This is a genomic window from Clostridium sp. JNZ X4-2 (genome assembly GCF_054889485.1).
The window spans coordinates 2,697,024-2,718,679 of record NZ_CM142685.1 but is presented as its reverse complement, the minus strand read 5'-3'; the positions used below and the strand labels follow the sequence as shown (position 1 = coordinate 2,718,679).

General features: G+C 33.3%; 20 protein-coding genes and 1 riboswitch. Of the genes, 18 read left to right on the top strand and 2 right to left on the bottom strand.

From position 1 onward, the window contains the following. Nucleotides 1-62: 62 nt before the first annotated feature. The 18 genes from ACYUJ6_RS13070 to ACYUJ6_RS12985 all read left to right on the top strand — a co-directional run bounded on the left by ACYUJ6_RS13070 (nt 63) and on the right by ACYUJ6_RS12985 (nt 19,281). Nucleotides 63-1,757: a MutS-related protein gene (locus ACYUJ6_RS13070; RefSeq protein ID WP_461843195.1), complete on the top strand. Its 1,695-nt coding sequence runs from the start codon at nt 63-65 to the stop codon at nt 1,755-1,757. Between the two features lie 35 nt (nt 1,758-1,792). Then, entirely contained in the window at nt 1,793-2,737 is a 945-nt protein-coding gene (locus ACYUJ6_RS13065; protein WP_461843194.1) for a YkvA family protein, read from the top strand. A 91-nt stretch (nt 2,738-2,828) separates the two neighbouring features. Then, nucleotides 2,829-2,987: a YtxH domain-containing protein gene (locus ACYUJ6_RS13060; RefSeq protein ID WP_461843193.1), complete on the top strand. Its 159-nt coding sequence runs from the start codon at nt 2,829-2,831 to the stop codon at nt 2,985-2,987. A 264-nt stretch (nt 2,988-3,251) separates the two neighbouring features. Next, nucleotides 3,252-4,556: a helix-turn-helix domain-containing protein gene (locus ACYUJ6_RS13055; RefSeq protein WP_461843192.1), complete on the top strand. Its 1,305-nt coding sequence runs from the start codon at nt 3,252-3,254 to the stop codon at nt 4,554-4,556. An 18-nt stretch (nt 4,557-4,574) separates the two neighbouring features. Next, nucleotides 4,575-5,852, top strand: coding sequence for a transcriptional regulator (locus tag ACYUJ6_RS13050; RefSeq protein ID WP_461843191.1), 1,278 nt, complete (start codon nt 4,575-4,577; stop codon nt 5,850-5,852). A gap of 73 nt (nt 5,853-5,925) precedes the next feature. Continuing rightward, nucleotides 5,926-8,520, top strand: a complete 2,595-nt coding sequence (clpB, locus tag ACYUJ6_RS13045; RefSeq protein ID WP_461843190.1) for an ATP-dependent chaperone ClpB — start codon at nt 5,926-5,928, stop codon at nt 8,518-8,520. A 2-nt stretch (nt 8,521-8,522) separates the two neighbouring features. Next, a riboswitch (cobalamin riboswitch) is annotated at nt 8,523-8,700 on the top strand. Nucleotides 8,701-8,816: 116 nt separating this feature from the next. Next, on the top strand, nt 8,817-9,137 hold the full coding sequence (locus tag ACYUJ6_RS13040) for a DUF3870 domain-containing protein (RefSeq protein WP_461843189.1): 321 nt from the start codon (nt 8,817-8,819) through the stop codon (nt 9,135-9,137). Nucleotides 9,138-9,439: 302 nt separating this feature from the next. Continuing rightward, on the top strand, nt 9,440-10,963 hold the full coding sequence (locus ACYUJ6_RS13035) for an acetyl-CoA hydrolase/transferase family protein (RefSeq protein WP_461843188.1): 1,524 nt from the start codon (nt 9,440-9,442) through the stop codon (nt 10,961-10,963). A 17-nt stretch (nt 10,964-10,980) separates the two neighbouring features. Further along, nucleotides 10,981-12,645, top strand: a complete 1,665-nt coding sequence (locus ACYUJ6_RS13030; RefSeq protein ID WP_461843187.1) for an acyl-CoA mutase large subunit family protein — start codon at nt 10,981-10,983, stop codon at nt 12,643-12,645. Nucleotides 12,646-12,729: 84 nt separating this feature from the next. Next, a complete protein-coding gene (locus ACYUJ6_RS13025) occupies nt 12,730-13,128 on the top strand; it encodes a cobalamin B12-binding domain-containing protein (protein ID WP_369705724.1) in 399 nt (132 codons plus the stop codon). A gap of 13 nt (nt 13,129-13,141) precedes the next feature. Further along, nucleotides 13,142-14,098: a methylmalonyl Co-A mutase-associated GTPase MeaB gene (gene meaB, locus ACYUJ6_RS13020; protein ID WP_461843186.1), complete on the top strand. Its 957-nt coding sequence runs from the start codon at nt 13,142-13,144 to the stop codon at nt 14,096-14,098. A gap of 1 nt (nt 14,099) precedes the next feature. Then, nucleotides 14,100-14,507, top strand: a complete 408-nt coding sequence (mce, locus tag ACYUJ6_RS13015) for a methylmalonyl-CoA epimerase (RefSeq protein WP_461843185.1) — start codon at nt 14,100-14,102, stop codon at nt 14,505-14,507. Nucleotides 14,508-14,535: 28 nt separating this feature from the next. Then, a complete protein-coding gene (locus tag ACYUJ6_RS13010; RefSeq protein WP_461843184.1) occupies nt 14,536-16,077 on the top strand; it encodes an acyl-CoA carboxylase subunit beta in 1,542 nt (513 codons plus the stop codon). Between the two features lie 24 nt (nt 16,078-16,101). Continuing rightward, nucleotides 16,102-16,425: an OadG family transporter subunit gene (locus tag ACYUJ6_RS13005; protein ID WP_461843183.1), complete on the top strand. Its 324-nt coding sequence runs from the start codon at nt 16,102-16,104 to the stop codon at nt 16,423-16,425. A gap of 20 nt (nt 16,426-16,445) precedes the next feature. Continuing rightward, nucleotides 16,446-16,826 carry a biotin/lipoyl-containing protein gene (locus tag ACYUJ6_RS13000; RefSeq protein ID WP_461843182.1) on the top strand — a complete coding sequence of 127 codons (381 nt, stop codon included), beginning with the start codon at nt 16,446-16,448 and terminating at the stop codon, nt 16,824-16,826. A 57-nt stretch (nt 16,827-16,883) separates the two neighbouring features. After that, nucleotides 16,884-17,045: a hypothetical protein gene (locus ACYUJ6_RS12995; protein ID WP_170065727.1), complete on the top strand. Its 162-nt coding sequence runs from the start codon at nt 16,884-16,886 to the stop codon at nt 17,043-17,045. Next, a complete protein-coding gene (locus ACYUJ6_RS12990; protein ID WP_461843181.1) occupies nt 17,032-18,153 on the top strand; it encodes a sodium ion-translocating decarboxylase subunit beta in 1,122 nt (373 codons plus the stop codon). Before ACYUJ6_RS12995 ends, ACYUJ6_RS12990 begins: the two co-directional genes overlap by 14 nt. A gap of 222 nt (nt 18,154-18,375) precedes the next feature. Beyond that, nucleotides 18,376-19,281, top strand: a complete 906-nt coding sequence (locus ACYUJ6_RS12985) for a DMT family transporter (protein WP_461843180.1) — start codon at nt 18,376-18,378, stop codon at nt 19,279-19,281. A 93-nt stretch (nt 19,282-19,374) separates the two neighbouring features. Here the strand turns inward: ACYUJ6_RS12985 and ACYUJ6_RS12980 are convergent, their stop codons facing one another. Together ACYUJ6_RS12980 and ACYUJ6_RS12975 are read right to left on the bottom strand one after the other, a co-directional pair. Beyond that, entirely contained in the window at nt 19,375-20,118 is a 744-nt protein-coding gene (locus ACYUJ6_RS12980) for a type 1 glutamine amidotransferase (RefSeq protein ID WP_461843179.1), read from the bottom strand. 32 nt (nt 20,119-20,150) lie between these two features. Continuing rightward, a complete protein-coding gene (locus ACYUJ6_RS12975) occupies nt 20,151-21,500 on the bottom strand; it encodes a MurT ligase domain-containing protein (protein ID WP_461845515.1) in 1,350 nt (449 codons plus the stop codon). Nucleotides 21,501-21,656: the final 156 nt, after the last annotated feature.

Genomic DNA, 21,656 nt, shown 5'->3' with positions numbered 1-21,656 from the left:
AAATAGATATGTTAATTTGAATCTGATATAATTTAAGATATTAATATGAGGAGGCCCATGAAGTGATTGAATTTATCGGATATTTAATAGCAGTAGTGATAATAGTTGCTATAGTTTCCACTATATCAATTTTAAGAAATAATGCTGAAATAAAACGAAAAATAGAGGAACAGTGGGGTAAAAAATCAGATAAAAAGTACGATAGGGAACAAATTGATGATATAGCTGGATATTTTAAAAATATAAAGTTGTATGAAAAGGATAGTTTCTTTATTGATGAGATTACATGGAATGATCTGGAGATGGATGAAATATTTAAGGATATAGATACTACATTTAGTACACCGGGAGAAGAATCACTCTATGCCATATTAAGAAAGCCCATATATAATGATGAAAATTTCAAATATAGAAATAAGATTATAGAATATTTTATGAAAAACCCTGATAAAAGGAAGAATATTCAGTATATACTTGGGAAGCTTGGGAGGAAAAGAGGAATTTCCATAACCAACTATTTTTATGATGATAACAGTTATGAACACAAGCGCTCTTCCTTAAACATGTACAGGTTATTCAGCATTATGCCCATAGTTTCAATTGCAGTGATGTTTGTGAATTTATATTTTGGGGCATTTTCTTTAATTGTATGCTGCTTCATAAATTTTGGAATTCATTATTTTTTTAAAAGGAAATTGGATTGCAGGCTTAGGGATTTTGCCTACATAATCAATATAGTGAGGTGTTCCAATTCAATATTGAAGGCTCAGGTGGAAGAATTGGGACAATGTATTGATAGATTGAAAAAAGCTGCTGATTCAGTAAAACAAATTAAGAAATTCTATTTTAGCTTATTCAACAATGGCACAGATATGGCCATGTTAATGGAATACATGAGTATACTATTTCTGACGGATATAATCAATTATGAAAAAATGAGTTTTATACTTAGACAAAAGAGCGATGAATTCAAAACCATCCATTCTATAATTGGAAATATAGACAGCTGTATAGCAATTGCTTCATATAGAGTCAGAATAAAAAGCTATGCTGTCCCCCAATTACATATGTGTAATAATAAGAAGAATCAAAATATTATAATTAAAAACGTAGTTCATCCGCTTATAGAAAAGGCCGTGCCAAATTCTCTGGGGATTGCAGATTCTATTTTGATTACAGGTTCCAATGCATCAGGTAAATCTACCTTTTTAAAGACTGTAGCTTTAAATATTATATTTGCACAGACTATATGTACATGTACTGCCAGTTATTTTGAGGGTTATTATGTTAAAATATATACGTCCATGGCTTTGAGGGATGATGTATTGAGTAAGGAGAGTTACTATGTAGTGGAGACTAAATCTCTTAAGAGAATTATAGACAGCATGAATGAAAACATACCTATTGTATGTTTTGTAGATGAAATACTTAGAGGAACTAATACAGTGGAGAGGATAGCTGCTTCTTCCCAAGTACTTAAATATTTTACTTTAAGTAACTGTATATGTATAGCGGCCACTCATGATATAGAACTTGCATATATACTTGAAGATTATTTTAGAAATTATCATTTTCAGGAAAATATCGTAAATAATCAGATAGCATTTGATTATAAAATTTACCAGGGAAAGTCTACAACTCAAAATGCAATAAAGCTTTTAAGCATTTTAGGATATGAGGATGGTATTGTAAATAAGGCCGAGAAAAAAGCGGCGTCTTTTTTGAAAAATGGTTTATGGGAAAGGGAATTAAAATAAATAAAAATCAGCAATATATGAAGGGAGAATTATGTATGAAAGTGTCTGTGGCAAAAGTTATTTTAACTGAAGAAGATATACTCAGCATAGCTCAGGATTATTTAAAAATAGAAGGATTGAACATAGAAAATATAAGTATACAAGAGATTATTACAGTAAGGGGAATTTATAAAAAAAAGATAAATACTGCTTTTGAGGTTAAATTGGGGCTGGGAAATATAAAAGACAATATTATAAATTTAAAAATATTTGATTTAAAGGTTCATAAATTGAAGATATTTAAAGGTGTCAAAAATATTGCCATAAAAAAGGCATTGGAAGATTTTTCTCCCTATGGAATAAGTGTGTATAAAGATAACATAATTGTTGATCTGAATTTAGCCGTAAAACTTATACCTTATTTTAATCTTAAATTAAACCGTATAGAAATATTACCTAATGCATTACAAATAGAAGCAGAAAATATAAAATATGAAAAAGAAAAAAAATTTCCCCATATAGAAAAGAAGAAAAGGAATGTATTGATTTTGGATAAATATCATAAATTCAGGAAGAAAATCATACATAAAGTGCCTCCTAAATATGAAAAAATTGTGGAGTATGGAATGCTTGTGCCTGATATTATAGTGTTGTTTTGGAGATTACTGAAAGATAAAAGAGTGAATTTAAAGGTCAAGACAATGCTAACGGCACTAATAGCATATCTTGCCAGCCCAATCGATTTAGTACCTGATTTCATACCTTTTATAGGGAAAATAGATGATATTGCCATAGCGTTTTTTGCGCTGAATATTATAATAGATGAAATACCGGAAAAGATCATAATTGACAATTGGCAGGGAGAAGAAAATATAATTTTGATTACAAAAGAAGTGGTAAGTTATATTACAAAAATACTTGGAAGTAAAAATATATCTAAAATTTTAAAACAACTTCACAATATATTTAAATCCAGAGATATAGATAATTGTAAAAATTAATTTGTTTAAAAAAATAAATTTTGCACATCCTACATATATAATTCTTATTAAAACTAATAAGTAATTGTGAAAAATTTAAGGAAGGAGCAGGATGACAATGCATGGAAAATTTTTAGCAGGTGCAATAATTGGAGCGGCAGTTGGCATGATGGTAGTTCCGGAATTGGGAGGATCCAGTAAGAGAAAGATAAGGAGAGCTTCCAGACATTTGAAAAGTACTGCAGATAATATGGTGAATTGGATGAAATGACAGTTTAAAATTTAATATAAATAAAATAAGATGTACATTTCCCCTAAATATTGTATATTTATGAGTAAAGATGTACATCTTATTTTATTTTTAATGTAAATATTTGCTGAAGCCATCTATAACATAATTGAAATTATATCATTTTTTTAAAAGGTTTTCTTTTGTTGCTAAAAATATGGTATAATAAGATAAATACTTCGTGAAAATTTTAATTTGGTTAAAATTTATGATTTATAGCTGCATATGGAAAAGGAAGAGTGATTTATGGAAATACTTTCTTTAGGAGAGAAAATAAAAAGAAGAAGAAAAGAATTAAATATGACCTTAAAGGATTTAGCAGGGGATAGAATTACACCGGGTCAAATAAGTCTTGTGGAATCGGGAAAGTCAAATCCTAGTATGGATTTATTGGAATATCTGGCTGCAGAATTAAAGACTTCTATTGAATACCTGATGGAATCAGAAGAAACTCAGGCAGAAAAAATTTGTACTTATTTTGAAAATATAGCTGAATCCTACATAATAAGTGAAGATTTGATTCAAGCGGAGCAATATATTGAAAAAGCTTTATATTTTGCAGAAAGATACTGCCTGGAATACAAAAAAGCAAAAAATTTATATTTAAGAGGTATAATTTATATGCTCAAAGGGGAGTATCCAATTTCACAGCAAATTTTCCTGTCAGCTAATAGTATATTTATTAAAAATAACAGGTATGAAGAAACTATAAAAACCTTTATTAATTTAGGCAAAATTACAATGGACTTAAAGTCGTATCATTCTTCCTGCAGCTATTTCCAGCAGGCAGAAAACATATATAATGAAAATAAAATAGGAAATGATTTTTTGATTGGAGAGATATATTATTATATAGCATGTACAAATTTTAAATTAGAAAATATAGAACAAGCTATAAATTATTCTTATTTAGCAAAAGAAAAATTTAATCGGATGGACAATAAAAAGGAATATGCTAAGACACTTTTTTTGCTGGCTGAAGAATACAGCAAAAGAGGAGATATGAGTAATGCTATAAAATATTCTAAAAAGACTTTGGAAGTGTATAGAAAATTAAATGATACTATGAATATTGCAAAAATTGAAAATAATTTGGGAAAACTTTTTTATCAGTTCGATAATATTGAAGAATCTTTTATTCATTTAAATAAGGCAAAAGACTTGAGAATAAAGCTTAAAGATAGTAATGTTACTACAACATTGGTAAATATATGTGAAAATTATATAAAGTTAAAGGACATTGAAAGTTCAAAAAAGGTTCTTGATGAAATAATGAATAGGGTAGATGAGGGCAATAATAAAACTTTAGTGTATTATTATCTATTGAAATTCAGAATAAATATGCTGGAGTCCAATAAAAAGGAAGCAGAAAATACATTGATTATGGCATTGAATTTTGCCAATAATATGGACTATATTGAAGAAGCTGCTAAAATATCAATAACATTGGGAAAGTTTTATATAGACAATAACATGGATAAGGAAGCCGCTAAATATCTAAATGAAGGTGTTGAGAACTTTAAAAAAATTGGAATGCTAAAAGATTCTTAAATAAAATAGGTGAGAATTATGGAAATACTTTCTACTGGAGAAAAGATTAAAAGAGCTAGAATATATAAAGGATATACCCTGAAAAGCTTATGTAATAATAAAATCTCTGTTTCAAAAATGAGCTGCATAGAAAATGATAAAATAAAGCCTGAACATTGGATTCTGGAATTTGTGGCGGATAAGCTTGAGATTGATATTCAATATCTGGAGCAGGATGTGAAAAGCCAAATAATAAAAAATATAAAGGATATATCTAAAAATCCACCTGCAGAAAATTATGAAAAGATACTATGGTATAATCTAAAATTTGCTGAAGGTTATTCCTATTGTAATATATGTTTTACAATAATGCATAAACTTTTTAATTACCAGCTGGATAAAAAAGAATTTGAAAAGATACAATTTATAATTTCTCCATATTATGAGTATTTACAGAAATGTTTCTCCAATAAAAATGCATCTATGTATTATATGGATATTGCCAGATATTTTTATGTTTCAAAAGAATATTTTCAAGCTATAAATTATTATGATAATGTTTTGAGTATTTGCATAAAAAGCGGATATAGTGAATATTTATCAAAAGCCATGTATTGTAAAGCTTTTTGCTATTTTATTATAAAAGACTATGATAAGGCATATGAATTGGCAGTAAAAATTATAGGTTTAGAGGATTCTAAGGGAGAAAGTGCAGAGGTATATCATATGCTTGCTGTGCTCTCATTGAAGATGCATACCGGTAAATTTGAGCAATATGAAAAAAAGGTATATGAACTCTATAAAGATGATTTAAAAAGTAAAGCTGAGGCAATGTTTGACTATGCTCAAATATTATTTGGTTTCAAAAAGAAGGAGAGGGCATTAAATTACTTAAACAGGTCATTGGATATATATCCTAAGGATAATATAAAGGAACTGGCAAATTTTATGCTCATGAGCACAGACACTCTGGTGAAAAACAAAGTTATGAAAAGGGCTCATATTATATGTGATATGACTTTAGATTATGCAATAGATCTAAATAATATAATTTTTATAGAAAAGGCTTATTATTATAAGGCATTAATATTATTGAAAGAAAGAGATTTTATAAGGGGAGAAATGTATATGAACTTTTCTCTGGATAACCTGCTTAAGTTTGGTACAAGCAGCGAAATATATGAAAGGTATATGGAAATGGGGAAAATGTATTATAATATGAAGAATGTCCCGGAATCAATTAAATATTTTAGCTTTGCCATTAATTTAAAGGAAAAGTATAAATTCTTATCTGATAAAAAGTGTACATATGTATAATACTAAATTAAAATAAATTGAGAGGGAGGAGCTGTGTTAAAACTTATACGAGTTTTGCACCACATATTATATTATGGATATAAATAAACTTACAGTAAAAGCACAACAGTCAATAAATGAGGCACAACTCATAGCTGTAAAATACAGTCATCAGCAGATAGATGTGATTCATTTATTTTCAGCGCTGGTGTTTGAGGAAAATGGATTAATTCCAAACATATTTGGAAAGATGTCCGTAGATGTAAAATCACTTGTAAAGGAAACTAAGAATGTCCTGGATAAAATGCCTAAGGTACTGGGAGAAGGGGCACAGAGTAATTCTCTCTATGCTACTAGAAGGTTTGAAGATGTTTTTGTAAAAGCAGAAAGTATAGCTAAAAATTTTAAAGATTCCTATATAAGTGTAGAGCATATAATGCTGAGTATTATGGAAATGCACTCCAGTGATGTGGATAAGATATTAGAAAAATTTAATATAAGGAAAAGCGGTTTTTTAGAGGCACTGTCTCAGATAAGAGGTAATCAGAGAGTTGATACCCAGGATCCGGAAGGAACTTACGAAGCACTGGTTAAGTATGGAAGAAATCTGGTTGAAGAGGCAAAAAAACATAAATTAGATCCTGTGATAGGCAGAGACGAAGAGATTAGAAGAGTGGTCAGAATACTTTCAAGAAGAACTAAAAATAATCCTGTGTTAATAGGAGAGCCAGGAGTGGGGAAAACTGCTATAGTGGAAGGATTGGCAGAGAGAATTATAAAAGGTGACATACCAGATGGATTAAAAGACAAGGTAATATTTTCCCTTGATATGGGATCCCTGATTGCTGGAGCCAAATTTAGAGGTGAGTTTGAAGAAAGATTAAAGGCTGTTTTAAAAGAAGTACAAAAAAGTGAAGGCAGGATAATACTTTTTATAGATGAAATTCACACTATAGTTGGGGCCGGAAAAACGGAAGGTTCCATGGATGCAGGAAATTTGATAAAACCAATGCTTGCAAGAGGTGAACTTCACTGTATAGGAGCTACTACCTTTGATGAATACAGAAAATATATAGAGAAGGACAAAGCTCTTGAAAGAAGGTTTCAGCCAGTTGTAATAGATGAACCCAGCGTAGAAGATTCTATTTCAATACTCAGGGGACTTAAGGAGAAATTTGAAATATATCATGGTATAAGAATTCATGATTCTGCTATAGTTGCAGCAGCAAAACTTTCAAGCAGATATATAACAGACAGATATTTACCTGATAAGGCCATAGATTTAATCGATGAGGCCTGCGCCATGATAAGAACTGAAATTGATAGTGTACCAACTGAAATGGATGATGTCAGGAGAAAATTGTTTCAGCTTAAAATTGAAAAAGAAGCATTATCAAAGGAAAAAGATAATGCTTCCGTGGAAAGACTTAAAACAGTAGAAAAAGAACTGAATAATTTAAAAGATAAGGACAATGAACTAACTGCCAAATATGAAAAGGAAAAGTCCAATATAACGGAAGTCAGGAATTTAAAAAAGCAATTGGATGAAGCAAAGGGACAAATTGAAAAAGCAGAAAGAGAATACAATCTAAATAAAGTTGCAGAATTGAAGTATGGAGTCATACCTAAACTGGAAAGTGAAATAGCATCAGGTGAAAATTTGATAAAAGAAAATAATGAAAGTGCAATGCTGAAAGAAGAAGTTACAGAAAAGGAGATATCCCAGATAGTATCTAAATGGACGGGAATACCTGTATCAAGATTGGTAGAGGGAGAAAGGCAGAAACTTATTAAATTGGAAGATGAACTTTCAAAAAGAGTTGTAGGACAAAAGCAGGCTGTGAAAGCAGTTTCTGATGCTGTAATAAGAGCAAGGGCAGGAATGAAGGATCCAAATAGACCAATAGGATCATTCATATTTTTGGGACCTACAGGTGTAGGTAAAACCGAGCTGGCTAAAACCCTTGCAAGAACTTTGTTTGACAGTGAGGAAAATATAATCAGAATAGATATGTCGGAGTATATGGAAAAGTATTCTGTTTCAAGGCTTATAGGAGCTCCTCCGGGATATGTAGGTTATGAAGAAGGAGGGCAGCTTACGGAAGCAGTTAGAAGAAAGCCTTATAGTGTAATATTATTTGACGAGATAGAAAAAGCTCATAATGATGTATTTAATATTTTCCTTCAGATACTGGATGATGGAAGACTTACGGATAATCAAGGCAAAGTGGTAGATTTTAAGAATTGTATTATAATTATGACTTCCAATATAGGAAGCAGTTATTTACTGGAAAATAAGAGCAGTAGGGGAATAGATAAAGACATAAAAGATAAAGTAATGAATGATATGAAGTTGAAATTTAAACCTGAATTTTTAAACAGGCTGGATGATATCATAATGTTTAAACCGTTAAATACGGAAGAGATTAAAATTATAATAGATATATTCTTAAAAGATATAGAAAGCAGGTTAAAAGATAAGAATATTTATATAGAAATAACTGACAAAGCTAAAGAAATCATAGCAGAAGAAGGATATGATCCGGTTTATGGGGCTAGACCTTTAAAAAGATATATGGAAAATGTACTGGAAACGTCTATTGCCAAGAAGATAATTAAGGGTGAAATTTATGAAGGATGTAATATAAGGGTAGATTATGATGATAGATTTAAAATAGACAAGATATAAGTAAGATTGAATATTTAAATGGGTGTTATTTTAATAAGTAAAAGGAAAAGTATAAAGACTGCAGCCCGCCGCTACTGTATGGAGGATGAAACTTTATTATGCCACTGGATTATATATCTGGGAAGGCCAAGGAGTAAAATGAATCTGAGCCAGGAAGCCTGCCTAATATCTATGTTGATTCTTTCGGAGGGAAGGAAAATTGCATACTTTAAATTTGTAAGTTATATTTACGATTTAATGTAAAATTATTAATACATTAGGTTCTATAAATGATATGTAGATTTGAGGTGTATATTTTGAAGAAAAATAACATATTTATTACTGGATATGCAAAGCTTCCGAAGGGAATAACTGCAACCGAAATTTACAATGAAATTGTTATAGGGATTATTATAAATAGATGTTCCGGTGAAATACAGGATGTTGAGTGTTCTTTTGTGACTGATACTGCAAAGAAATACGCAAAAAATTTATTAATAGGGAAGAATTTGAATAATGTTAAAGAAATAGTGGGGGATATAGAAGATAATTACTTTGGAATGGCTAAAAAATCTTTTATAGCGGTATTGATAAACTGTTATGAAAGGTATAAAATAATAATGAACAAAGAGAATTAAAAACAATTTAATAAAATTGCCATTTTATTATAACATAAAGGTTGATCCCTTTATGAAGAATTAATAAAAAACACGGCATTAGTGTATTTCTGAGTACACTGATGCCGTTTTTTAAATGTATATTTTTAAACTATGTGTTAAAAAAGAAAGAAAAAAGTAGAAAGGAGAATGTGAGTTTCTGGTATTAATAGTATAAATTAATTAAAAAGTTAAGGCATTTATTTAAGCTTAAGGGTAATAATAATTTAAAAGGTAATAATAATTTAAAAAAGATCAATTATTTATAATGAAGAGGGGATAGCATGATTACGGATAGAATAAAAAACAAAGACCTTTTGAAATATATAGGCACAGCTAATGATGCAGCTGATCTTATAAAAGATGGAATGACTGTAGGAACTAGCGGATTTACATTTTCAGGATATCCAAAATCTGTACCAATGGCACTGGCAAAAAAGATAAAAGACGGTGCTAAGATAAAAATAAATTTATTTACAGGCGCCTCTGTAGGTGATGAACTTGATGGAGAATTAGCTAGAGTTGGGGCAATTAACAAGAGATTTCCATATCAGACACATAAAGACGTTAGAAATGCCATTAATGCAGGTGAAATTAATTATGTAGATGCTCATCTCAGCATGTCGCCACAGATGGTGGACTATGGGTTCATGGGAAAAATAGATGTGGCAATAGTCGAGGCTGTGGGTATAACTGAAGAAGGATATATTATACCGACTACATCAGTGGGTAATGCACCTACTTATGTTAGAGATGCAGATATAGTGATTGTAGAAATAAATGAAAGTCAGCCTGTATCTCTCATAGGAACACATGATGTGTACGTTCCTGAAAAACCGCCTTTTAGACAGCCAATACCTATAATTCATGCAGGAGACAGAATAGGTACCGATTACATAGTTTCGGATCCTAAAAAGATAAAATGCATAGTTTTCAGTGATATAAAGGATAATATCAGAAAAGTTGCACCTATAAGTGATGTAAGCAGAAAAATGGCGGGAAATCTGATAGACTTTCTTGAAAATGAAGTTAAACAGGGAAGACTTCCGGAAAACTTGCTTCCAATTCAATCAGGGGTGGGTTCAGTTGCAAATGCAGTACTTGAAGGATTAAAAGAATCCAGATTTACCAATTTGCAGGTATATACTGAAGTTGCACAGGATTCAGTATTTAATTTAATGGATGAAGGCAAGATTTCAGTAGCTTCTGCTACATCAGTGTCTTTTTCTGAAGCAGGGCAGAAAAAATTCTATGAAAAGATTGATGAATACAGAAAGAAATTTATATTGAGGCCTCAGGAAATAAGCAACAATCCGGAAGTAATCAGAAGACTTGGAGTAATAGCCATGAATACACCTATAGAAGCAGATATATATGGAAATGTAAATTCAAGTCAAATAATGGGTTCGAGGATGATGAACGGAATAGGCGGCTCAGGTGATTTTACAAGAAGTTCATATATTTCAATATTTACTACAGAATCAATAGCTAAAAATGGTGCAATATCCTCAATAGTACCTATGGTACCTCATTGTGATCATTCGGAGCATGATGTGGATGTCATAGTAACAGAGCAGGGTGTAGCTGATTTAAGGGGATTATCTCCAAAAGAAAGGGCAAAGGTAATAATAGAAAACTGCAGTCATCCTGACTATAAGCCATTCCTTAAAGATTATTTTAAGAGGGCAAGTCAAGGTAAAAATATTCATACACCGGTTTTATTAAATGAAGCTTTATCATGGCATGAAAGATTTGTTAAGACTGGGAGCATGAAAATTAAAACTGATAAATCAAAGGTAGAAGTATAAAGAAAAGGGGTTAGAAAATGTTTAATGAAGAAAAGTTGAATGAAGTTAAAAAAGAAAAAGAGAACTGGGAAAAAGGTACCCTTTCAAAAGCTCTTGGAAGGTTTCCAGAAAGGAAAAAGGCTTTTAAAACTACATCTAATATAGAAGTGAAAAGACTGTACACTCCTGAAGATGTGAATAATGTTGATTATAACAAAGAACTTTCTTTCCCAGGAGAATATCCTTATACAAGAGGTGTTCAGCCTACAATGTACAGAGGAAAATTCTGGACAATGAGACAGTATGCAGGTTTTGCCACTGCAGAAGAATCAAACAAGAGATACAAATATCTTTTATCTCAAGGTCAGACTGGACTAAGTGTAGCTTTTGATCTGCCAACACAAATAGGTTATGATTCAGACCATGAACTTGCTGAAGGTGAAGTTGGAAAAGTTGGAGTTGCCATAGACTCCCTTAAAGACATGGAAACGTTGTTTGATGGAATACCACTGGACAAGGTAAGTACTTCCATGACAATAAATGCACCAGCTTCAGTACTCCTTGCAATGTATATTGCAGTAGCTGAAAAGCAGGGAGTAACTCCAGAAAAATTAAAAGGTACTATACAAAACGATATTCTAAAAGAATACGTGGCAAGGGGAACATATATATTCCCAGTTCAGCCATCCATGGGACTTATAACACATATATTTGAATTCTGTTCAAAGAATCTTCCAAAATGGAATACAATATCCATATCCGGATATCACATAAGAGAAGCAGGTTCAACAGCTGTACAGGAAGTGGCATTTACCATTGCAGATGGAATTGCATATGTAGAGGCAGCTATAAAGGCAGGCCTTGATGTAGATGAGTTTGCACCAAGATTGTCATTCTTTTTTAATGCCAACAATGGATTGTTCCAGGAAGTAGCCAAATTCAGAGCAGCAAGAAGAATATGGGCAAAGGTTATGAAAGAAAGATTCCATGCTAAAAATCCTAAATCCTTGAAACTGAGATTCCATACTCAAACTGGTGGCTGCACTCTTACAGCACAGCAGCCTGACAACAACGTGGTAAGAGTTGCACTGCAGGCACTGTCAGCAGTACTTGGAGGTACTCAATCCCTTCATACAAATTCCAAAGATGAAGCACTGGCACTTCCAAGCCAGGATTCAGTAAGAGTTGCACTTAGAACTCAGCAGATTATAGCTTATGAAAGTGGAGCAGCTGATACAATAGATCCTCTGGCTGGATCATATTTTGTAGAATCTTTAACTGATGAGACAGAGAAAAAGGCAATGGAATATATAAAGAAGATAGATGAGCTGGGTGGAGCAGCAAAGGCTATTGAGAAGGGTTATATACAAAAAGAAATAGAGGACAGTTCCTATGATTATCAGAAGGAAGTAGAATCCGGCGAACAAGTAGTTGTAGGTATGAATAAATTCCAGATAGAAGAGGAACCACCAAAGGGACTTCTTAAAGTTGATCTTTCCGTAGGAGAAAAACAGAAGGAAAAACTTGAAAAGCTAAAGGCAGAGAGAGATTCAAAAGCTGTAAGTGAAAAACTTGCTGCATTGGAAACTGCTGCTAAAAAAGGTGACAATCTTATGCCTTTTATAATTGATTCTGTAAAACAATATGCTACTTTAGGCGAGATATGCGACGTCTTAAGGGGAGTATTTGGAGAATATAAATAGACTTGTTTGTTGGCATGAATTAAAAGTATATAATTCTGCTTAATATTAAATTCATAATTTATAAATTAAACGGAGGTTTTAAATATGGATAGACCAATAAGAGTTTTAGTTGCAAAACCTGGTTTGGATGGACATGACAGAGGAGCTAAGGTAATAGCCAGGGCACTTAGAGATGCAGGTATGGAGGTTATATATACGGGACTTAGACAGACACCGGATCAGATTGTGGAGGCAGCAATACAAGAAGATGTTGACTGTGTTGCAATGAGTATATTGTCAGGTGCACATAATACCTTATTTCCAAAAGTGGTAAATCTGCTTAAGAAAAAGGGAGCAGGAGATATGCTTGTCATAGGAGGTGGAGTTATACCGGAGGAAGATATACCAGGACTTGAGAAGGCTGGAGTAAAAGCTATTTTCACACCGGGAACTAAGACATCAGTGACAGTGGACTTCATTAAGAGTAACGTCAAGTTGAATTAAAGGGTGAGTATATATGGATATTGAAGATATTAAAGCAGGGGTTGTAAACGGCCAGAAGAGAGCTGCTGCCAAACTTATAACAATGATGGAAAATGAAGACAGCAGAGCTTTTGATTTAATGAAGGAGTTATATCATCTAACTGGAAAGGCAAAGGTAATAGGAATAACTGGTCCTCCAGGGGCTGGGAAAAGTACGGTGACGGATCAGATAGCAAAACTTATTAGAAAACAGGGCAAAAATGTTGGAATTATAGCTGTGGATCCTACAAGCCCATTTTCCCATGGAGCAATACTTGGTGACAGGATTAGAATGAATGATCTCAACACCGATCCAGGTGTATTTATAAGAAGCCTGGGTACAAGAGGGGCACTTGGAGGACTTTCAAATGCCGTATATGGAACTGTAAATATCCTGGATATTTTTGGAATGGATTATATATTTATTGAAACTGTGGGAGTAGGACAGTCTGAGGTGGATATAGTCAAAGTAGCTGATGTTGTAGTTATGGTAATGGTTCCAGGTCTGGGAGATGATATACAGACCATGAAGGCAGGAATAATGGAAATAGGAGATGTGTTTGCAGTAAATAAATCAGATAAAGAAGGGGCCCAGCGTACAGCAGCAGAAATAGAAGCCATGTTGAGCTTTAGTGATAAAAAAGGGAAAGATGCTCCTGTGTTAAATATAACCGCAAAGAGTAATGATGGAATAGACAAACTGCTTTCCACCATAGATGACTGCTATGATAATATGCTGTCAGACGGTTCACTGACACAGAGATCAAAGTCCAAATTAAGGGAAAAGATAATTTCCATACTTCAGAGCAATCTTGTAAAATCCGCCTTGAACATGGATGACAGGACAGGTATGCTTAAAAAGCTTGTAGAGGACGTATTTGATAAAAAGATTGATCCCTATACTGCATCCACTATACTATATAAAAATTTTAAAATGGGAGATGAAAAATAACATGAGTATTGATTTAAAGAAAATAGATCATGTAGGAATTGCTGTAAAAAGTATTGAGGAGTCATTGAAATTCTATGAAGGAGTTTTGGGACTTAAGTGTTCAGGAACTGAAGAAGTAAAATCCCAGAAGGTAATAACAGCTTTTATACCACTTGGAGAAAGTGAACTTGAACTTCTTGAGCCTACAAGTGATGATAGTCCTATAGCAAAATTTATTGAAAAGAATAGAGAGGGAATACAGCATATTGCAGTCAGAGTAGATGATGTGGAAGCATCACTTGAGGAACTTAAAAAACAGGGTATCAGACTTATCGATGAAAAACCTAGGGATGGTGCAGGCGGTGCAAAAATTGCTTTTGTACATCCCAAGAGCACAAAAGGTGTACTTTTGGAACTCTGCCAGAGATAATAATTTTAGTTATTAAGGAGAGAAAAATATGAGCAAAATTAATGAACTTGTAGCCGAAAAGAAAAAGATTGAAAAAGGTGGAGGAGAGGCAAGGATCGAGAAACAGCACAAAAAGGGAAAGATGTTTGCCAGAGAGAGAATAGAGTACCTGCTGGATGAAGGCAGTTTTGTTGAAGTAGGAGTATTTGTAAGCCATAGATGCAGTAATTTTGGCATGGAAAAAGTTGAAATACCTGATGAAGGTGTTGTAACTGGATATGGTACGGTTGATGGAAGGCTTGTTTATGTGTATGCTCAGGATTTCACTTCCACAGGTGGAGCTCTTGGAGAAATGCATGCCAAGAAAATATGCAATATAATGGATTTGGCTATAAAAACTGGAGCCCCTGTAATTGGAATGAATGATTCAGGCGGAGCTAGAATTCAAGAAGGTGTAGATGCTCTTGCCGGATATGGAAGCATATTCTATAGAAATACAAAGGCATCAGGAGTAGTACCTCAGATATCCATGATAATGGGACCTTGTGCCGGTGGTGCAGTATATTCACCAGCATTGACTGATTTTATATTTATGGTTGATAATACTAGCCAGATGTTTATAACAGGTCCACAGGTGTTAAAGACAGTTACAGGTGAACAAGTAACTGTAGAGGAATTGGGAGGAGCAGGTGCACATAACACAAGATCTGGAGTTGCACATTTTGAAGCCCCAGATGAAAAGACTTCTCTTGATCAGGTAAAGAAACTTTTGTCATATCTGCCTTCAAATAATATGGAAAGTGCTCCAGAAGTTGAAATGGAGGATGATTTGAACAGGACTATTCCTGATCTTGATACTATAATTCCTGATAATCCAAATAAACCTTATGATATGAAGGAAATAATAAACAGGGTAATTGACAACGGAAGTTTTTTCGAAGTACAAGAAAAGTATGCCCAGAATATTATAACAGGTTTTGGAAGAATTAATGGAAGAAGCATTGGAATAATAGCAAATCAGCCAAAGATGCTGGCTGGATGTCTTGACATAAATGCTTCAGATAAATCTGCAAGATTTATAAGAACTTGTGATGCCTTCAATATTCCACTTTTAAATATAGTTGATGTACCAGGATTTTTGCCAGGCACAAATCAGGAGTATGGTGGAATAATAAGACATGGTGCTAAAATGCTCTATGCATATTCGGAAGCCACTGTTCCAAAAGTGACATTGATTGTTAGAAAGGCTTATGGTGGTTCTTATCTGGCAATGTGCAGCAAGGATCTGGGAGCAGATATAGTATATGCTTGGCCATCTGCACAGATAGCTGTAATGGGACCTGACGGTGCAGCAAATATTGTGTTCAAAAAACAAATTAAGGCTGCACAGGATCCAGAAGCTGAAAGACGTGCAAGAGTACAGGAATACAAGGATGATTTTGCTAATCCATATATGGCAGCAAAGAGAGGATATGTGGATGATGTAATAGTTCCATCAGAGTCAAGGCAGAGAGTGGCAGTAGCCTTTGAAATGCTAAAAGACAAGAGGGAAAGCAACCATCCAAGAAAGCACGGCAATATACCTGTATAAAAGGGTATATAGAGGAGGATTTGTATGTCTAGTTTATTGATCCTAATAGTTGCAGTTGCTTGTATGTTATTGTTATTTAAGGTGACTCCCTCATCCTATAAGCCGCCTAAAAACAATAGTATAGAAAGTGAAACTGCAAACAAAGAGGAAAAGCAGAATGTTTTAGTAAAAGATGAGAAAGAGGAGGAGGAAGACGAGGAAGAACTGGTAGCTGTAATAACTGCTGCAGTGGCAGAAACCCTTGGAACTTCCAGTTCCCATGTATTCATAAGAACAATAAAAAGAGTAGCACCGGCTGCTTCGCCATGGACTACTGTAGGACGTCAAGAACAAATGAAGGCAATTTAAATTGTTAAGGAGAATGAATTATGAAAAAATTTAATATTACCGTAAATGGAAAGTCATATGAAGTTGAAGTAGACGAAGTGGTTGAAAATTCAGCACCTGTTTACCAGGCTTCTGCACCAGCACCAAAAGCTGCACCAGCACCTAAAAAGGCTGCACCTGCTAAAAAACAAGCCCCAATAATAAGCGGAGGAGAGACAGTTACAAGTCCAATGCCTGGAACTGTGCTGGATGTAAAGATAAAACAAGGAGATGTAGTTAAAAAGAATGATGTTCTCTTCATACTGGAAGCTATGAAAATGCAGAATGAAATAAGAGCTTCAAAAGGTGGGACTGTTGCACAAATAGTAGCTACAAAAGGAACATCAGTAAATACAGGAGATACACTGGCAGTATTAAAATAGCACCTTATTTATGACAACATTTAGTTATAGTTTAAATTTGAACAGGGAGGTAGAAAAATGATAACAGATTCTGTTACAGGTGCAGTTCTGATTTCTATAATAGATATGATACTGCTGCTTTTTTTCCTATATGTCATAGGTTTGATTTTAAAATTACTCCCACTGATTAATAAAATTCACTCTAATTCTCATGGGAGGGAAAAACATGATAATACTTAATGCACTTAATTCAATGTGGCATTCAACGTCTTTGATAAACTTATCATTTGGAAATATATTTTTAATTGTTCTGGGTATGGTGTTCATTTACCTTGCCATAGTTAAAAAATATGAACCTTTTTTACTTGTAGGAATAGGCTTTGGATGTATAGTTGCAAATATACCTGGCAATGAACTTATTAAACCAGGTGGACTTTTCAGTTATTTTTACTTAGGAGTTCAAAAGGTTGTTTTTCCACCTTTGATATTTCTTGGAGTAGGTGCCATGACAGATTTTGGACCCATGATTGCAAATCCAAGTCTCATGGTACTGGGTGCATTTGCCCATGTGGGAATATTTATAGCAATCATCGGAGCTAAAGTACTTCACTTTACATTAGCTGAATCAGGTGCTATAGGAATAATAGGTGGAGCAGATGGACCTATGGCTATATATGTTACGCAGACATTGGCGCCTCACCTGATGGCACAGATTTCTGTGGCAGCATATTCCTATATGGCACTTATGCCGCTTATACAACCGCCAATTATGAAATGGCTCACAACTCATGATGAAAGAAATATAATGATGAAGCAGTCAAGGGCAGTAACTAAAAGGGAAAAAATTTGTTTCCCAATACTTATAACAGTAATAATTGATTTATTGCTTCCTCCAATTGCACCACTTATAACCATGCTGATGCTTGGAAACTTATTTAAGGAATGTGGAGTTGTAGACAGACTTGCCAAAACTGCCAGCAATTCATTTATGAATGTAATTACTATAATGCTGACATTATCTATAGGTTCAAGAATGGGAGCAGATACTTTTCTTACAGTAAAAACCCTTGAAATCGTAGTACTGGGACTTATAGCTTTTATGACAGGTACTGCAGGAGGTATCTGGGGAGGAAAGATCTTGTGCAAATTGTCACATGGAAAGATAAATCCTCTTATTGGATCTGCAGGTATAGCTTCAGTTCCAATTGCAGCCAGGGTTTCACATAATGTAGCTTTGCAGGAAAATAAATATAATTTCCTTATAATGCATGCAATGGGGCCTAATCTGGCCGGTGTGTTCGGAACTGCAATAGCAGGGGGAATACTCATTACATTAATTGCCCATTAAAGGCTTAATGAAATACCGTACTACATGGGAAAATTAAATGTAGTACGGATTCCATTTTATATTTTACCCGTTAATAGCAGGAATTTTGCATAATATAAATTATTAAGGCATAAATAATGGTGGAAAAAGTGAAAACCTTTAATGGAGTAGTGAACATTAGCAATGGTGGTATTAAAATTCAGGGAGAACTTTATCGCATATATATTTTTGGGAGGTAGAAAAATGAAAAAGGGATATATATTTATTATTTTAACTGCTATTTTTTATAGTACTGCTGAAGTTGCAGGTAGAATTCTAGCACAAACAGGCAGTATGGATCCATTTCAGGTCATGTTTATTGCTTTTTTAATAGGAGCCATATTGTTATGTCCTCTGGCTATGAAGGATGTCAAAGCTAGAAAACTAAAAATAAAAGGTGACGATTTAAGATATTTTGCCATTTGTGGTATATCGGCGGTTACTGTATCCATGGTATTGCTTCAGTTTGCCGTTACTTACACCAAAGCATCTACTGCAGCAGTTCTGTATTGTTTGAATGCAGTGTTTTCAGTACCTTTTGCATATTTCATGCTGAAGGAAAGGGTGTCCAAGGCAACTGTTATATCAATGGTGGTGTCCTTAATTGGAGCTGTTGTAATACTTAATCCTTCAGAAATTATAGGAGGACTTGGGAATCCAAGAGATATTATAGGTATGCTTTTTGCACTTGGCTCTGCAGTAAGCTGGTCTTTTTATACTGTATACAGTAAAAAGAGAGTTGAAATATATGGAGGGTATGTTTCAAATTTCTTCGGCTTTTGTTTTGGAGTACTAGCTCTGTTGATTATTCTTGTAGTAACAGGTAGACCAATTTTTTCAGGAATAACTTTAAGTAATATACTGGTATTATTGTATATGGGTATTTTTATAAAAGCAATTGGTTATATATGCTATCTTGGTGCTATAAAGGAAACCTCAGCAATAACTGCATCAATGGTATTCCTGATAAAACCTGCATTAGCCACTATTTTTGCCGTACTTATACTGGGTGAAAGTATAAAAACCAATATGATTATAGGAATAATATTAATAATTGCCGGATCTTATGTTAAATTTAGTGCAGGTAAAAAAGAAACTGCAAAGGCTTAATAGATGATTCAGATATGTGATTTTAGTTTAAAAGAGCAGCAGAGGTTATTTTAACAAATAATCAGGTGACTCCTAACATAAAGAAAGACCATATTATATAATATGATCTTTCTTATTTTTAGTTTCTCTTTCTATTATGAAGTTTTTAGCAGCTATTTCAAATTTATCATCCAAAGGTTTCAATTTTACATCTTCGTATTTTTTTGAAAGAGCCCTGTATATAAATCTGTCTGCTAATTCCGGGTTTTTGGAAAGCAGGGAACCGTGAAAATAGGTACAGAAGCAATTTTTATAAATACATCCTTCGTAACCATCCTCACCATTGTTTCCATATCCTGCAATTACCTTCCCAAAGGGTTCCAGATTATTTATGTAAGTCCTTCCTGAATGGTTTTCAAATCCCACATAGGTTTCTTTAAACTTTTTATTGTATATCACTGTATTTCCAATGAATCTTTTATTACCACCTTCCGTGTATATATCCAATACATTAAGACCAGGCAGTTTTTCACCATCTGGAGTACAGTAGTATTTACCTAAAAGCTGATAACCGCCGCAAATGGACAAGAATACCTTTCCTTCTTCAATATAATTTACTATACCTTCTTTTTTATTTTTGGTCAAATCCTCTGATACTATAGATTGTTCATAATCCTGTCCACCGCCAAAGAAAGTTATATCATAATTGGAACCATCAAAAGCATCACCTAAAGATATATTGTATATATTAACAGATATCCCTCTTTGCTCTGCCCTGTATTTTAAGATACGGATATTTCCCAAATCTCCATATACATTTAATAGATCGGGGTACAAGTGGCATATGTTCAGTTCCATTTTATATTACACCTCCTATTGATTTAAATAGTTTACCATAACTTTTTGATATAGCCTTTAACATTAAGAAATTTTCTAAAATTTATCATAGCAGTATAAGTGGCAAGTATGTATACAGTATCTAGTTTACAATTTTTTATTTCATCAACTAGTTTTTCATAGGTCTTGCAAACCACAAAGTTTTTCTCCGGTAATCCTGCAATTTTTAACCTGACAGCCATATCATAAAGCCGTATGCCCGATATCATTATTTTATCTATGTGAAGATAAGATAATTTTTCAAAATTAACATCCCATATCCATGATACATCTCTTCCATCTGCATAATTGTCATTTAAAAGCACTGCCAGATTGAAAGTTCTATTGTCAAGGCTTATAGTATTTATAGCTTGATCATAACCAGCAGGATTTTTTACTAAGATTATCTTAACCTTCTTGTCGTCTATACCTATGCTTTCCTGCCTTCCAAAGGTACTCTGCTGGTTTTTCAGAGAGTTATATATATGAGAAGTGGAGATCCCACAAACTCTGGCTATAGAATAGGCACATAGTGCATTATATATATTATATACACCTGGCTGGTTTATGTAATACTCCTTCCCATTTATGATTATCAATGATTCTTCGGGTGTCTGAAGTCTTATTTCATCCAAGGTATAGTCCAAGTCAGGTCTTTTATAGCCGCAGCTCTCACAGTAATAATCACCTAAATGGCTGTAGGTAAGAAAATTATATTTATAGGGATTCTTGCACTTTTTACAAAACTTAGCATCAGCATTGATTCCTACTTTTTTGTTTCCTGTGGGAGAGCAGTTGAATCCATAATAAATAGTTCTATTCGGCAGGCCTAAATCACCCAGTAATGATTCATCACCATTTAGAACTAAGTTTGTGAGAGGAGTCTTTTTGATACCCTGGAGAATTTTATTCAAAGTAGTATAAACTTCACCATATCTATCCAGCTGATCTCTAAATAAGTTGGTAACAGTTATAATCTGGGGTGTTACATAATCTGTAAAAAGAGGAACATTTGCTTCATCGCATTCTATAACTGCATATCTGGGTTCGCAGCATCTCTTAAATGAATAATTTTTCACAAAGCAGGCAACTATTCCAGTGATCATGTTTGCTCCTGTGCTGTTGGTTATTACAGGGGTATTCGTGTCTTTTAATATATTGTATACCATACTTGTAGTAGTGGTTTTACCATTTGTACCTGTTATAAGTATAACCTTGTAATTTTTACATAGGATTTTTAGAATGTCCTTGTCTAATTTTAATGCAACTTTTCCAGGGAAATTACTCCCGCCCTTAAATAAAATCTTTGATAATTTTATTATGATTTTGGAAATAACAATACTAAAAAAAGATTTTATATTAATTTTTCACACCACCTTCATGTAAGTAAAAAATTACTATGCCTTTACTTATGTAAATTAACTCTTAAATATTATAATACAATATGATGATTTTTACATTAAAAAAGTGAAAAAACTGGCTCAAATTTAATAATAAAACAAATTTCAGCTATATAATAA

What these genes read in the sequence shown, in the direction of transcription:
- ACYUJ6_RS12990 (WP_461843181.1), top strand. Translation starts at nt 17,032, where the DNA reads ATGATAATACTTAATGCACTTAATTCAATGTGGCATTCAACGTCTTTG.
- ACYUJ6_RS12985 (WP_461843180.1), top strand. Translation starts at nt 18,376, where the DNA reads ATGAAAAAGGGATATATATTTATTATTTTAACTGCTATTTTTTATAGT.
- ACYUJ6_RS12980 (WP_461843179.1), bottom strand. Translation starts at nt 20,118, where the DNA reads ATGGAACTGAACATATGCCACTTGTACCCCGATCTATTAAATGTATAT.
- meaB (WP_461843186.1), top strand. Translation starts at nt 13,142, where the DNA reads ATGGATATTGAAGATATTAAAGCAGGGGTTGTAAACGGCCAGAAGAGA.
- ACYUJ6_RS13065 (WP_461843194.1), top strand. Translation starts at nt 1,793, where the DNA reads ATGAAAGTGTCTGTGGCAAAAGTTATTTTAACTGAAGAAGATATACTC.
- ACYUJ6_RS13055 (WP_461843192.1), top strand. Translation starts at nt 3,252, where the DNA reads ATGGAAATACTTTCTTTAGGAGAGAAAATAAAAAGAAGAAGAAAAGAA.
- clpB (WP_461843190.1), top strand. Translation starts at nt 5,926, where the DNA reads ATGGATATAAATAAACTTACAGTAAAAGCACAACAGTCAATAAATGAG.
- ACYUJ6_RS13050 (WP_461843191.1), top strand. Translation starts at nt 4,575, where the DNA reads ATGGAAATACTTTCTACTGGAGAAAAGATTAAAAGAGCTAGAATATAT.
- ACYUJ6_RS13000 (WP_461843182.1), top strand. Translation starts at nt 16,446, where the DNA reads ATGAAAAAATTTAATATTACCGTAAATGGAAAGTCATATGAAGTTGAA.
- ACYUJ6_RS13035 (WP_461843188.1), top strand. Translation starts at nt 9,440, where the DNA reads ATGATTACGGATAGAATAAAAAACAAAGACCTTTTGAAATATATAGGC.
- ACYUJ6_RS13010 (WP_461843184.1), top strand. Translation starts at nt 14,536, where the DNA reads ATGAGCAAAATTAATGAACTTGTAGCCGAAAAGAAAAAGATTGAAAAA.
- ACYUJ6_RS13005 (WP_461843183.1), top strand. Translation starts at nt 16,102, where the DNA reads ATGTCTAGTTTATTGATCCTAATAGTTGCAGTTGCTTGTATGTTATTG.
- ACYUJ6_RS12995 (WP_170065727.1), top strand. Translation starts at nt 16,884, where the DNA reads ATGATAACAGATTCTGTTACAGGTGCAGTTCTGATTTCTATAATAGAT.
- ACYUJ6_RS13025 (WP_369705724.1), top strand. Translation starts at nt 12,730, where the DNA reads ATGGATAGACCAATAAGAGTTTTAGTTGCAAAACCTGGTTTGGATGGA.
- mce (WP_461843185.1), top strand. Translation starts at nt 14,100, where the DNA reads ATGAGTATTGATTTAAAGAAAATAGATCATGTAGGAATTGCTGTAAAA.
- ACYUJ6_RS13060 (WP_461843193.1), top strand. Translation starts at nt 2,829, where the DNA reads ATGACAATGCATGGAAAATTTTTAGCAGGTGCAATAATTGGAGCGGCA.
- ACYUJ6_RS13030 (WP_461843187.1), top strand. Translation starts at nt 10,981, where the DNA reads ATGTTTAATGAAGAAAAGTTGAATGAAGTTAAAAAAGAAAAAGAGAAC.